This window comes from Pullulanibacillus sp. KACC 23026 (assembly GCF_029094525.1).
In the GTDB taxonomy this organism is placed as follows: Bacteria; Bacillota; Bacilli; order Bacillales; family Sporolactobacillaceae; genus KACC-23026.
Window position 1 is genome coordinate 4405542 of sequence record NZ_CP119107.1, and the last position, 14062, is coordinate 4419603.

A 14062-nucleotide genomic window follows, 5' to 3' on the forward strand; every position below is an offset into this window, starting at 1 on the left:
TAGCCTGTCTTCCATAAGTTAGTTAGTCCCTACACTTACTTCACTGCACTTCCTAGCATTCCAGAAATGAATTGTTTTTGTAGAAGTAAGAAGAAAATGATAATCGGTATTGTCGCAATCGTAATCCCTGTCATGACCTGGCCATAATCGATGATCGAGACACCAATCAAACTTGAGAGAGCGACTGGGAATGTGTACATATTGCTCGATGTTGTCGCAACAAGCGGCCACATGAAATTGTTCCATTGCATCATGAATAAATAAATGGCTGTTGCTGCAAGTGCTGGTTTCATTGATGGGATGACAATTGTCAAGAAAATTTTCAACTCTCCAGCGCCATCAATTCGTGCAGCTTCCATTAAAGCTGTTGGGAAGGCAATGAAGTTTTGCCTCATTAAGAAGATCGCAAATGGGAATACAAGCTGGGGAGCAATGAGTGCAAAATAGGTGTTAAGCAAATGAAAATCCGCCATCAAACGGAATAGTGGAATTAATGTTGCTTGATAGGGAATCATCATTGACAGCATAAGCACCGTGAAAATCACTCTTTTACCTTTAAATTCAAATTTGGATAAGGCATAGGCTGCGAGTGTACAAATAGTCAATGATAGTGCGACATAGACCAAGGAAACCAATAATGAGTTAAAAAGGACTCTCCAAATGCCTACCGAATCATTTAAGTTACTTAAGTTTGTCGCCAGTTGATTACCGAACGAAAGCGTCGGTGGATTAGTAAACATTTTACTTGAATGGTTGGTAGCTCCGACAATCATCCAATAGAAAGGGAAGATTGAAATAATCAGCGTAATAATTAAAGGAAGGTAAAGCCCAACTTTAGTTCCAAAGTAGCTTTTATTTTTGTGTGTGACCGTTGTCGTCGCCATGTCTATTCATCTCCTGTCACTTTAAATTGCACATAAGAAAGGATTGCAACAATAATTACAACAATATAGGCAATGGCTGAAGCGTAACCGAAGTCGAAATATTTAAAGCCATTTTGATAGATATAAAGTCCAAGCGTCATGGTTGCATCGCCTGGTCCACCTTTTGTTAAGTTATAGGGTTCATCGAATAACTGTAAGGTTGAGATAGTAGAGATGATGGCTGTAAACAATATCACCGGTTTTAATTGCGGAACCGTGACATTAATAAACTGTCTAAATTTCCCTGCTCCGTCTAAGCTTGCGGCTTCGTACAGTTCTTCAGGAATGTTTTGCATAGCCGCTAAATAGATAACCATGTTATAGCCAGTCCAGCGCCACGTCATCGCTAGAATAATAGAGACCTTTGCACCGATTGCTGTCGTTAGCCAATGAACCGGTTTAATCCCAACATAACCTAATAAGTGGTTGATAAGACCATTATCTTGTAAAAGGATGGAAAAAAGGATGGAGTAAGCAACCAGTGAAGTGACAGCTGGCATAAAGAAACTTACTCTGAAAAAGCCTCGAAGTTTTAATAGCTTACTATTTAATGCAGAGGCTAGAATTAAAGCCAGAATCAGCATAATAGGTACTTGGATGACAAGAATAATAAAAGTATTTTCTAATGCTTTATAGAAAACAGTGTCATGAAATAACCGGACGTAATTAGCAAATCCAGCAAAGACATAGGTTCCTTGGTCGAGTTTTTCAAAACTTAAGATCAAGGAAGAAAGTATCGGATAGATTGTGAAAATAATGAACAATATTAATGCTGGCATTAAGAACCAATATGGGATTGATCTATTACGTGTCATGATTTTCCCCCTCACCCTTTTGATCAGGCTAATTGATAACTAGCCTATGTAAAATATGATTTTCTCTTCAGGAGAAACCTTTTCTGCAAATTTTTAAGTAGACTTTGCGAGGCTTGAGAATAGTTTGGTGAAACCCAAAACCACGGCCAAAACGCTAGTCTCATTTGGTTAGGCAATCCCTAATGAACTTGAAGTATCCAATAAAGCCTATCCGTTCAGGTGCTTATTTATAGTCATCGGAAATAGTCCGTTTCTCGGGATTTTAATGGATTTATATGATCCCGTTCCTCCCGGATTCTATATTTGCCGTCACTTTCGTTTTTAAAATTTAGTTTTTAACAAGCAGTCCGATTCAAAATATACAAGAGACGCCGCAACGTCCCTTGTTATTTTTAATTAAAATCTTGCTTCTTTATTGATTGATGTGTGTTTTCACGTTAGCTTTCGCTGTATTTAATGATGATTTAACATCTTTACCATTTGTAATTTCTGATTGCATCTTGATGGCTTCATCACGTGCAACCGCGTCGTTAGCTGTATAGAAAACAGATGGAATGTTTTGCATTTCGTTTGCAAACAATTGCCACACTTTTTGATCGCCAAAATATTTTTCTGGTTGGCTAAATAAATCATCTTTATACACTGGCAAGTAACTTGGGAATAATCCCCCCTTCATAGTTTGCACCTGCGTATTATAGTTAGTTGTAAACCATTCTAAGAAGTCATAAGTGGCATCAACATTTTGACTTGATTTGGAGATAACGAATGAGCTGCCGCCTTGGTTCGCTGCACGTGTTCCTCCTTGTGTGTATGAAGGTAATAGCATTACACCCCATTTACCGGATTGATCAGGAACCTGTTGTTCAAGCGTACCCACTAACCAAGCACCAGCTATAGCAGTCGCTGTTTTGCTGTTTGAAAGTGAGGATACCCAAGCGCTCCAGCCAGATGCACCAAGTAAAATTTTATCTTTTGCCATCTCTTGCATAATGTTTGCTGCTTTTACTGAGTCAGGTGTACCTAATGTTGTTTGTGTACCCGCTTTGTTGAAATACCCTTGACCAAGTTCACTTAAAAGAATCGTGTAAACCGTGATATCCGTGTTGTCATAACTTAGCATGTCGACGCCCGTTTTTGCTTTGATGGTTTGTCCTGCTTTGATGTAATCATCCCAAGTTTTAATAGAATTAGGATCAACACCCGCTTTTTTGAAAATATCGGTGCGGTAGAATAAACCTACAGGACCCGCATCAAGTGGTAAGGCATACATATCACCTTTGTATGAAACACTATCAATTTTGTATTGTGGGAAATCACTCTTGTGTTTATCAGCAAACCCCTGTTTCGTAATGTCAACAAAAGCGTTAGGGAAGCTTGATAAGTAACCATTAATCCCATCATCAACCAATAAAGCAGCATCTGGAAGGCCCTGACCTTGAGCTTGCAGACCAGTTGTAATCTTTGATCGAATATCATCATTCGCCATTTCAACGATATTGGCATTGAAGTTAGGATGATCCTTCTGATAAGTTTTAACAGCCGCCTTTAAGATTGGAACATTAATATTTGTTGCCCAAATTGTAATATTGGCTTTACCGTCACTTTTACTCCCACTGCCATTACTAGTTGAACTACCGCAACCAGCAAGTGCAAGCACAGCGATAAGCGCAATAACTGCTAATAAAGAAATCGACTTTTTCACTTTAGTTCCTCCTATCTAAATTCATCTAAAAGTATAAGTATCTTAACACAAGGTTGTATTTTGAATAGGCCTCTTGTGTCTGCATAATTGATTATAAAACGTTTTCATTGCTGCCGAAATATGAAAATCTGTTTCTAAAGTATAAGAATATGAAACTGAAATAAATCCCCGTATCAACTTAATTCAAACTTTCGCGTTCGCGATCAAGGATGATCGTGAGCCAGCTTGCTGCTTGAAATAACCTCGTGATTTCACATCTTTGAACGACTCCGTGCTGGCTTGCTAAATACGAGGTTCATTTGTATCTAGTTGTTAGATTGATTTTTTACTAAAGCAGGTCACCTGAGTAACAAAAAATAAGCGGAGATTTTTCCGTTAAACGGCAGAATCGAGCTCAGATGCGGGTATATAAGCGGAGGTTTTCCGGTTAAGCAGGGAAAAATGACTCCCAACCACACTTTCTGGAGTCAATAGCCGGAATTTCTCCGTCTATTTTAGCTATTTTCAGCACTATTTCCTAATTAAGAGGAATTTCTCCGCTTAATTAGGAAATCCGCTACCTTAGCGTCTCCTATTAAAGACAAAAGCTTGGGGAAAACCCCAAGCTTTTGTCTGCTAATTATAGTGTTCCATAGATTTTCTCTCACGTTTCGGAACTAGTTAGTCTAAGGACGCGATCCTTTTTAAATTCTTTAGTGTTTGGTTAAGACTGGACGATTCATTTCAAACACATTTAAAGAAGGTAATGCGTTTCCATTTTGGTCGAACAGGGTTTGGTTATCCCAACCATCGCCGCCTCCGTCAATCCAGCCAGCACCTTGAACTGGAATCCATGCCGGTTCCCAATAAAAGTAGCCCAGCGCTTGGTCATTTGGCACGCTGAAAAGTGTTTTCGTTAAATCTTTCATAAATTTTGCCTGTCCTTGAACGGTAGCAGGATATCCTTGAACGACATCATCAGCTGTAAAGTTGTTTGGTTCATTATCAAAGTCTTGCAAGGTATAAGCGTACGCCGTCTCAGCGATGACAACGGGTTTGTTGTAACGAACGGTAATATCATCCATGTTGTTTTTCAATTGAGCAAGTGTACCATGCCAATATGGATAGTAAGATAAGCCAATAATATCGAATGGTACATCACGTTGGGTAATATTATCAAAGAACCAACGAGAGGTATCATTATTACCCCCTTGGTCTATATGAAGCATTATTTTTGCATGGGGATCATTAGCTTTAACCCCACTAATGCCTGCTTTTAATAAGGTAGCCAGATTATCAAAACCTTCGGATGTCCAATCTTTTCCATAAGGCCATAGCATGCCACTTGTGATTTCATTCCCAATTTGGACCATATCTGGCGCTGCATTGTGCAGCCCTAACTGTCGAATAACATTTACCGTGTAGTCATGGACTTGTTGTGTTAATTGATCAAACGTATCATTTTGCCATGCTGCTGGAACAGTCTGTTTGCCTGGATCTGCCCAAGTATCAGAATAATGAATGTCTAGTAAAAACTTAAAGCCCATGGCCTTCGCTTCACTGGCCACTTTGATTGTATTCGCTAAATTGTTATAACCATCTTCTTGGACAGGGTTCACCCATAGCCTTAGACGAATATAATTTACTCCATGGTCCTTTAATATTTTTAGAAGATTCTCTTGTTGACCATGGTCATAGAATACACCGCCGTGATCAACAATCGCCTGATAAGACGAAATATCCGCACCTTTAATAAATGGTGCAGTTGGTGCTTTGCCATTCTCATGATTCGTTTTTGCGAAACTGACCGTTGTTGTTGAGATGACCATAAAGACTCCCACAATAACTGACATGAAGATAGCGCCTATTCCCTTTAATCTTCTACGCATTCCGAGTCCCTCCAAACGCAAAATTATAACCGCTTTCATAAAACGGCCATAAAAATATGGTAAAACAATTCAAACAATTTATTAATATAAAAAAATGAATTCAAAATATAAAAAAATGAAAATCAGTACCATTCAGAATTCCTCATCCAGCTTGAGAGCGAAATAGCCACCAATCCATCGGTTCAACCACTTCATTGACCATCCGACTGAGGTGACTCTTTATGGAAATTTGGCGCTGATTACCTTCAAGATCCTGCAAACCAACTGCTTGCCTCACGATCTTGAGTGCCCGACCCGAATTTCCTTCAAGCTGGTTTACCTATTTTACGCAGATACAAATGCAGCCTTCTCACCTAATGTCCCGAATTTTTTGGGGGCTTAGGTAAGAAAGCTGCACGAAGAAAATTCTAGAACTGAACTATCATAAACCCCAAGCAGCAGCCTGGATGGCGGGTCTCCCTCAAAAATCGAACAAGCTCCCCACAGCATGGCTTTCTTTTGGAAAGACGCTTTCAGCCTTTCATATAATATTGGCTGCATTTTTGTTTGGCTTCCTCATATAATTGCTTGATCCGCTGATGTTCTAGATAGGATGATTGCCTGCGGTTCATAGAGATGGTTATGGTAAAAATGAGGCAATTAGCTCGAAACATGGAACGACCCCCTTTTCAGAGAATTCTTCATATAAAGTGGGATTAGCTGATCCCTAATCCTTTTTTCTTTAAATCAAAGCGTTAATTGGCCAAGGTTACTAAGTTGAGTGCTTTGTCCCTCTGTTTCAGTCTCTTCGGCATTGATTTCTCCTTCATTGATTCGAATGAGGCTTTGCAGCGTACCTCTTAAGCTTTTTACGGGGATGATCACCTCTCCAAATATATCGAGCGTTTTGATCTTGGCTAGCAGGGTGTCCTCTTGAACATCTTGGTCAAAGGTGAGTTCGCCTGTGACGATAAAGGAAGTTGGTTGTTTCAAAGCCAAAAGCTGATCATTCGACCACTTTTGATCGTCTTCAATCAAAACAAAGCTATTTTCATAGGTCACCACCTCGGTCTCTATGTCATCGGTTATTTCGAAGACCAAGTCTTCTACCTGTTCATGACAGATGATGATTCCGGTTGAGCGAATATGGGTAATGGCCTCAGATAACTGTTCACGACTAATATCTGCTTCAAGAATAATTGGGTATTCAGTATAGAGCTTTTTCTTTCTTAATCGGCGGATTGAACGCGCATTTAGTCTGAGCGATTTTTTCAAAACGTCATAGCCTTTTGGAAGAATAGTCACTTTGGTCTTAGCAAGTGACGGCATCTTTTTATAAAGATAGGGTTCTTGCTCCTCGTTGATTGTCACCGATCCTTTGACCTCTAACCGACTTACTTTTTCCATAAAAAGATCGGGATCAAGGTCCTTGGCGAATTTTAATAGCCCCTTTAAAATTAAATGTTGCGGTCTATCAAATGATTGCAGATAAGAATTGGTCAACTCAAGGTAACCTTTTTCGATTCGAGGTGGGGCGTCTTTATAAGGGATGATAGCGGCTGCTTCTTTGGACAAGAGATAGTGAACAGCACCTGCCAAATGGGACGGACAATAGACATTCCCCTTCACACAAAGTTCTAGAAAGCCAGTTTTCAGCTGATCTGGCTCAATCGTCCAATCTAATACTACATTTTCAATGACAAAGAGCTTCAAAGGGGCGGTAATCGTATTTAAATAGTCGCGATCAAGGTAAAGGGAATCCTTCAATAAGCTATAGCCTTCAGGGATCTCAATACCTTGGCCAACATTATCAATAGATAACTTTGTCAACAGACCGGCCGTTTCACTCGTGTAATAGACAACCCCCACATTTTGAATTCTTTCAATGCCTTGAATACTTTCTTCTGTTGCATGTAATAGATTTAGTACCCCCACATTTCCAATTTTCTGTCCCATTGTTAGTCCTCCCTCAACATTTTCCTTAGTTTTTTTACAGCTAGATGAAGCTTGTAACGCACGGTAGAAGCTGGGAGTTGTAATTGTTCCCCAATTTCTTGACTAGATAATCCAATCCAATAGCGTTTAAATACAATATCACTCAAGTCGGCTGATAAATGGGAGAGCAACTCGACCATTTCGACCTCTGAACCCACCAAGTCTTGAGCGGGAAACTCAAGTTCATGATCCCACGTAACGAGACGCCGCTCCTTTCTTCGATCATCAATTAACCGGTTCTTCATGACCCGATAAAACCAAGCGCGTTGCTTATAGTCTGGTAGATAAACAAGCGTCTCCTCGCTTAATGATTTTATTAAGGCATCCTGCACCAGATCTTGCACTTCCTGCTCATGCCTTGCAATGGAGCGGGCAAATCGAAACAAATCCGATTTTAAATGGTCATAGATCCCACTCGCTTCCATCCTGATCACTCATTCCTACTTTAATTAATTACCTCCATTTTAACCTGTTCATATAGATAACGGTCCAGCCTACCAAAGTGTTGGAGATTTTTTTATAAAATTTATTCTCTTTTAGGAAACTGACATAAAAAAACAAACCGTCCTCTTTTAGAGAACGGTTTGTTGGGTGCGACTTTTAGTCTTGGAGATGGATGGCACCAACGGACATATCTTTTGCTTGGCCAATAACATGGATCTTCAAACCATCTTGTGGAAGTTGAACACCGATGTATGGGTAAGTTGGATTGTAGTAAGACTTCGCATCGTTAAAGAACGAAGCAGGGGCAAAGCTGTCAATAACGAGGTTGTGATTTGCAACACCCGTGTAGCCTAAGAATTCAGCAGCTGTTTTGTTCAATGAGAAGGCAGCATCTTTCGCTTGGTATCGGTTTGATGCAATACTACCATCTGTCCATGCGAGGACATTTTGGTGTGCATCAACAACGTTTAAGAATCCATTCCCTGGATGGTCTGCCTCAACGTTATCACTATACTTATTATCTACATACCACACGGCAAGGCCTGGATCATAGCTAAGCAATGAATTTCCGCGGGCGATATGAGCCAATGCTTCATCGGTTGCGGCATAATTGCGCCATTCAAGAAGGTAGTAGTTTTCCGTATAGGTTTTTCCTTGATCTTGTTTAAAGCCGTCAAGAGTAAATGGTGATTGACTGCTTTCTGCACCGTCAGATAAAAGGGTCGTTCTGTCAGCAGTTACGTTAATATCATCCACATAGAAACCAGGATGAATGGCTGCAACATCTGTCCAATAGTTGAAGCGAAGCATTAGCTTTTGTCCAGCATATTTGGAGAGATCGAATTGGGCATCCACCCATTTCCCATCAGATGACCCTGTAATACCATTCCCCGGATTTTGAGCATTCGGGTTAGAGGTTGTAGTGATATTTCCAGGAACCGTGACCCATTTGCCATTTTGTTGAACCTGGATAGACGCATAATCCCAGTCGGGTTCGATGTCGTACCAAGTTTTGAAGGTGAGCTCTGCAGACGTTTTACCTGTCAGATCCACCGTAGTCGTCATCGAATTATCAAGATTATTATCGCTTCCACTGAAATATTCATAGGAACCGCTCTCAGATTGATTGATGTCGGTTTCCTTATCAGGTAAGTTGACCCGAACAGCGTCGGCATTTGTTCCTTTGACACTGGCTTCATCTAATTTAACGAATTGTCCATTTCCTTTTAGATTATCGAGATCGAAAGTGGCCGGTTTAAACCAGTTCGCATCAGGCATCGTGCTTTGTAAAAATTCTTTATCCTTTGCGTTGAAGCCGGTTGGTTCGGTCCCTGCGATCTTTCCTCCCCAGCTACCCGCAGACATGATGGACCAATAAACAACAGGCTCATCATATGGGGTGCTGTAATTAATATCATAATCATCTGGGAGACCAAGATTGTGTCCAAATTCATGTGAGAACACACCCGCTGCTCCGTCTTCTGGTTGAACCGTGTAGGCATAGCCGGTTAATTGACCACCCCAGTAGCCCACTTTAGCTTTTGTTTCTGGAATAGTTGTTGGTGCAGCGAGGTTCCAGCTATGGGACTAAATGGCATCCTCGCCCAGTGAACCACCGCCGGATTCTTCGCCAATTCCCGCGTGAACAACGACGAGATGATCAATAATTCCATCTGGCTCACGGGTATTACCGTCTCCATCAAGGTCATATGGATCCTCTTGATCATATTGATTAAGATCTACACCAGTAGCTGCAACATCCGCTAAGGCTTCACTAATTAAAGCACGAGATTTTGGTCATTCCCTCCTGATGCACTATGTCCACCGTAATAAGCTGCATTATGTTTGGCGGTAAACCAACCATAGACATCCCCGTCAACGGTGTAACTTCCTCCAGATTGCTGTTCATAAAATTGTTTTTCAGAAATAAGATTTTGACCGTTTGGCCCTTCATAGCCATTTTTACCAAAAATCATATTTTGGTAGTGGCTAGTTGGGTAAGAAGGTAAGCTCAATACAGCACCAGGATCATCTCCATCTCTTTGTGGCAAGGCATCGTGCGGATAATCAGGATAGTCCATTAAGAGGACTAATTCTTTGTCCTGACGGACCGAACCGTTCCAAGCTTCCGGTTGGATAGGATTCACATCCCCATTTCCGATTCCCGGATTAGTTTTTGGCGTAGTCTGGTCATTCTGTACCTCTTTTGATTTTCCAGGTGGGTTTTGTTTTAAACCCGCCTTTGTTTGCAGCTTACTTCGAACCTCTTTGGTACTCGCGTTTCCAGCTATTTGGCTTGCAGCTTTGGCTCTTTGCTGGATGTATTGAGTTAATGCTGTCTGTTGCTCTTTAGTGCTGGCCATTTTTGTCAATTACCCCTTGTTTAGTCAAGGATTTGAGTAAGGCATCATCATTCACTAACCCAATGTCAAAAGGGCCGCCTTGGTATTTCTCAAAAGTTGGATCTGCAGCAACTGTTGGATCTGAGGTATTTTCTCCTGTCGATTTGGCAAAGGCCGCTGGGCCAAATGTGCCAAATACTAATCCAGCCGAAATAATAGATGTCCCCAATGTTTGTTTCCAATTAATCAAATTTGTTCCCCCCATAATACATGTTTTAGACGGTTGTGACACGATCCCCCCTCATGCCCCCGTCAAAACGAAATATTTGATTACTCTAAAAATTCGATTAAATGACGCGATATCCCTCTCTATTTTCCTTTATTTCAGTAAAATAAATCTATTTTACTATTGTTTCGACTTTTCTCCCCTCTAAAGACCTAAACTTACGACTTTTTTATACAAAAATCGTAAGGACTTTAATAAGCCTTTATTAGTTATTTTGGCATTCATCCCCTCGATGAACGCCATTCTTGCCTGCTCTCAACCTTATTTTGGCGTTCATTCCCTCAATGAACGCCATTCCGGCTGCCTCATCCACCTATTTTGGCGTTCATCCCCTCGATGAACGCCTTTCTTGCCTGCTCTCAACCTTATTTTGGGGTTCATCCCCTCGATGAACGCCATTCCGGCTGCCTCATCCACCTATTTTGGCGTTCATCCCCTCAATGAACGCCATTCCGGCTGCCTCATCCACTTATTTTGGCGTTCATTCCCTCGATGAACGCCTTTCCGGCTGCCTCATCCACTTATTTTGGCGTTCATCCCCTCGATGAACGCCATTCTTGCCTGCTCTCAACCTTATTTTGGCATTCATTCCCTCAATGAACGCCATTCCGGCTGCCTCATCCACTTATTTTGGCGTTCATTCCCTCAATGAACGCCATTCCGGCTGCCTCATCCACTTATTTTGGCGTTCATCCCCTCGATGAACGCCATTCTTGCCTGCTCTCAACCCCATTTTGGCGTTCATTCCCTCGATGAACGCCTTTCCGGCTGCCTCATCCACTTATTTTGGCGTTCATCCCCTCGATGAACGCCATTCTTGCCTGCTCTCAACCCTATTTTGGCGTTCATTCCCTCAATGAACGCCATTCCGGCTGCCTCATCCACCTATTTTGGCGTTCATTCCCTCGATGAACGCCATTCCGGCTGCCTCATCCACTTATTTTGGCGTTCATCCCCTCGATGAACGCCATTCCGGCTGCCTCATCCACCTATTTTGGCGTTCATCCCCTCAATGAACGCCATTCCGGCTGCCTCATCCACTTATTTTGGCGTTCATCCCCTCGATGAACGCCTTTCTTGCCTGCTCTCAACCCTATTTTGGCGTTCATTCCCTCAATGAACGCCATTCCGGCTGCCTCATCCACTTATTTTGGCGTTCATCCCCTCGATGAACGCCTTTCTTGCCTGCTCTCAACCTTATTTTGGCGTTCATTCCCTCGATGAACGCCATTCTTTCCTGCTCTCAACCCTATTTTGGCGTTCATTCCCTCGATAAAACAGAAAAAGCACCCATATGGATGCTTGTTTTCAACATTATTTGAATGAAATTCTGAAGCCTTTGGGCTATTAAGCGGAGATTTTCCGGTAAAACAGCAGAATCGAGCTCAGATGTGGGAATATAAACGGAGGTTTTCCGTTTAAGCAGGGTATAAGGACCCTTATTCACGCTTTCTAGAGTCAATAGCCGGAATACCTCCGTCTATTTAAGCTATTTTCGGGCACTATTTCTTAATTAAGGGGAATTTTTCCGCCTATTTATCAACTCGCCCTGAGCGTCTAATGAACATTTATAGCTTCAGAGATCTCTAGGTGAAGGGGTTGTGTGTGACGTCTTCCAACTCACAAGTCAACCCGTTACGTTATCAAAGGGTGTGACTTGATTCTTGCTCATTTTTCGTTTTAATTGAATTGATCATTTCCAATGCGTGATGCGGTGTTTTCTTAATGATGACGCGATCTAAATTAATGCCCAATGACACCGTTGTTTGGGCAACATCGGGTCTTATCCCCGTAATGATCGTTTCAACACCTAGTAAAGAAAGAGCATTCACTACTTTAAATATTTGATCAGCTACCATTGTATCGACTGTTAAGACACCCGATAAATCTAAAACAAGGTATTGTAATTTCAATTTTTCTGCTTGTTTCAAGGTCTCTTCCATTAGGTATCGGGCTCTATTCGTATCTATTACACCGATTAAGGGAAGTATGCCAATCTCTGAATCTAAAGGAACAACAGGCACTGTTAACTCAAGTAAAGCCGATTGTGCTTTTTGAATAGACTCTTGGTAAGATTCTACATAAGCAAGACTAAAATAATAGACAGCCTTGTCCAAAAGGGGATCAATAAATGAAATGGCTTCAAAGACGACATCTAATGAAAAGTCCTTATCTTTAACTTCTTCTTTAATCGCGTTCCATATTGATTTTCTGTAAAAACTTGTATCTTCTAGCGCTTCGTTCAATGAGACTCCATTATCAAAAAAGATTTTGCCGTTTTCTTCTCCCCATTTATGTACCAAACTTTCCGCGTTAAACGGGTCTAATTGATTAACGATTGCTTCTCCAAACAAACCAATAAAATTAGCACGGATTTCTAAAATATATGGTTCAAATTTATCAAGCTGCTGCTTTTGAAATTCAGTCAATCGAACTTTAGAAAGTCTACTGCTATGAACTTCTTTTGCTAATTCATATTTTCTTTTAAGAATCATTTCCCCCAAAAGCAGAAGTTCATCCGTCATTTTTATTCCCCATTCCTTAACGCTCTTTTTCAATTCTTACCTTATTATTAAGCTTATTACAATGAAAGTCCAACCATAACCAGCTCTTGTTTCCATTAGCGACTTGTTTTTTGATTAGCCGCTTCCTAAGAGCTTTTAAATAGTCGTATGCCCCTTGGTTACCCAACCTACTTTATGGCTTATGCCGTTAATGTCAACAAACGAAAGAAGCCCCTTCTTTCCAAGGGGCTTCGGCTCTGGTGCTCTTAATTTATCACACCCGATCTCTGGCTATAAAAAGAATCCGTTTTCCTTTTCGTTAATACCTGCACTAATGGGACCTTCTTGCTAAATTGGTTATTACTCCACAACTTCTAGCTCAATTTGATTTTCGATAAAGAAATCACGTGTTTCTTTCTCAACTTTTTTGTCCGTAATGATTAAGTCGATTTCTGTTGGACGAGCAAATGTTGCAATTGAGCTTTTATCAAATTTGCTATGGTCGAGTAAAGCTATGACTTTATTTGAGACAGCCACCATGGTTCGTTTTAATTCAACCTCGTAGTAGCTAAAATCAGAAAGACCATCTTTAGTATTAAAGGCAAAAGCAGAGGTAAATAAGATATCAATATTTATCTTCTGCAAAAGTTCCTTTCCAAGCAAACCTTCAACTGAATTGGAATGATTACGAACAATTCCTCCAATAATAATGACCGTTAAATTCGGGTTTTCCTTTAACAATGCCGCTGTTGCAATTCCCGTTGTGACAACCGTCAAATTAAATTTTACATCATTTAAAAGTTTTGCAAGTTCAAAACAGGTTGTACTTGCATCCAGCAAAATACAATGACCAGATTGAATATATTTTAAGGCAGCACTTCCTATACGTTGCTTCTCACTGCGAAACCTTTTCTCTCTGAATTCATACATTTTATCAACTTGCTCTGCTTCTTCTTTCTGAATAGCCCCGCCATGAGTACGAATAAGTAACCCTTGTTTCTCCAATGTATTTAAATCAGCTCGGATGGTAGCTGCAGATGTATTTAGTAAACCAGTTAGTTCATTTACTGAAACGGTGCCTTTTTCAGCAATCATTTCAAGTATTTTATTTCTCCGTTGGTCCACAAACATTGTTTCACCTTCTTACCTTTCAATTCTTTACTATACAATTTTTACATGAAACAATAAAAAAAACCATTTTTAA

Annotated in this window: 17 protein-coding genes and 1 pseudogene; all 18 read right to left on the reverse strand. The window is 40.7% G+C overall.

The features are described from left to right. Positions 1–35: 35 nt before the first annotated feature. Positions 36–884 carry a carbohydrate ABC transporter permease gene (locus PU629_RS20425; RefSeq protein WP_275281861.1) on the reverse strand — a complete coding sequence of 283 codons (849 nt, stop codon included), beginning with the start codon at positions 882–884 and terminating at the stop codon, positions 36–38. Positions 885–886: 2 nt separating this feature from the next. After that, a complete protein-coding gene (locus tag PU629_RS20430) occupies positions 887–1738 on the reverse strand; it encodes a carbohydrate ABC transporter permease (protein WP_275281862.1) in 852 nt (283 codons plus the stop codon). 412 nt (positions 1739–2150) lie between these two features. Next, a complete protein-coding gene (locus PU629_RS20435; protein WP_275281863.1) occupies positions 2151–3440 on the reverse strand; it encodes an ABC transporter substrate-binding protein in 1290 nt (429 codons plus the stop codon). A gap of 692 nt (positions 3441–4132) precedes the next feature. Next, positions 4133–5308 (reverse strand): glycoside hydrolase family 53 protein, encoded by a 1176-nt coding sequence (locus PU629_RS20440; protein ID WP_275281864.1) that lies wholly within the window; start codon positions 5306–5308, stop codon positions 4133–4135. Positions 5309–5820: 512 nt separating this feature from the next. Further along, positions 5821–5961 (reverse strand): hypothetical protein, encoded by a 141-nt coding sequence (locus PU629_RS20445; RefSeq protein ID WP_275281865.1) that lies wholly within the window; start codon positions 5959–5961, stop codon positions 5821–5823. Positions 5962–6034: 73 nt separating this feature from the next. Then, positions 6035–7243, reverse strand: a complete 1209-nt coding sequence (locus PU629_RS20450; RefSeq protein ID WP_275281866.1) for a hypothetical protein — start codon at positions 7241–7243, stop codon at positions 6035–6037. 2 nt (positions 7244–7245) lie between these two features. Next, entirely contained in the window at positions 7246–7707 is a 462-nt protein-coding gene (locus PU629_RS20455) for an RNA polymerase sigma factor (protein WP_275281867.1), read from the reverse strand. Positions 7708–7882: 175 nt separating this feature from the next. Continuing rightward, on the reverse strand, positions 7883–9004 hold the full coding sequence (locus PU629_RS20460) for a hypothetical protein (RefSeq protein WP_343076320.1): 1122 nt from the start codon (positions 9002–9004) through the stop codon (positions 7883–7885). A gap of 42 nt (positions 9005–9046) precedes the next feature. Next, positions 9047–9505 (reverse strand): annotated as a pseudogene (locus PU629_RS22500) (immune inhibitor A domain-containing protein); the annotation flags it as partial. Next, positions 9505–10089 carry an immune inhibitor A domain-containing protein gene (locus PU629_RS20465; protein ID WP_275281868.1) on the reverse strand — a complete coding sequence of 195 codons (585 nt, stop codon included), beginning with the start codon at positions 10087–10089 and terminating at the stop codon, positions 9505–9507. The pseudogene PU629_RS22500 and the gene PU629_RS20465, both read right to left, overlap by 1 nt. Next, positions 10076–10318 carry a hypothetical protein gene (locus tag PU629_RS20470; protein ID WP_275281869.1) on the reverse strand — a complete coding sequence of 81 codons (243 nt, stop codon included), beginning with the start codon at positions 10316–10318 and terminating at the stop codon, positions 10076–10078. The genes PU629_RS20465 and PU629_RS20470 overlap by 14 nt, the downstream gene beginning before the upstream one ends. 309 nt (positions 10319–10627) lie before the next feature. Beyond that, complete coding sequence (locus PU629_RS20475; protein WP_275281870.1) at positions 10628–10753, reverse strand: hypothetical protein; 126 nt, start codon at positions 10751–10753, stop codon at positions 10628–10630. 82 nt (positions 10754–10835) lie between these two features. Continuing rightward, positions 10836–10961: a hypothetical protein gene (locus tag PU629_RS20480; protein WP_275281871.1), complete on the reverse strand. Its 126-nt coding sequence runs from the start codon at positions 10959–10961 to the stop codon at positions 10836–10838. 134 nt (positions 10962–11095) lie between these two features. Next, positions 11096–11221, reverse strand: coding sequence for a hypothetical protein (locus tag PU629_RS20485; protein WP_275281872.1), 126 nt, complete (start codon positions 11219–11221; stop codon positions 11096–11098). 134 nt (positions 11222–11355) lie between these two features. Beyond that, a complete protein-coding gene (locus PU629_RS20490) occupies positions 11356–11481 on the reverse strand; it encodes a hypothetical protein (RefSeq protein WP_275281873.1) in 126 nt (41 codons plus the stop codon). Next, positions 11460–11585, reverse strand: a complete 126-nt coding sequence (locus tag PU629_RS20495) for a hypothetical protein (protein ID WP_275281874.1) — start codon at positions 11583–11585, stop codon at positions 11460–11462. The genes PU629_RS20490 and PU629_RS20495 overlap by 22 nt, the downstream gene beginning before the upstream one ends. Before the next feature lie 412 nt (positions 11586–11997). Continuing rightward, a complete protein-coding gene (locus PU629_RS20500; protein WP_275281875.1) occupies positions 11998–12879 on the reverse strand; it encodes an STAS domain-containing protein in 882 nt (293 codons plus the stop codon). Between the two features lie 339 nt (positions 12880–13218). Then, positions 13219–13989 (reverse strand): DeoR/GlpR family DNA-binding transcription regulator, encoded by a 771-nt coding sequence (locus tag PU629_RS20505; RefSeq protein WP_275281876.1) that lies wholly within the window; start codon positions 13987–13989, stop codon positions 13219–13221. Positions 13990–14062: the final 73 nt, after the last annotated feature.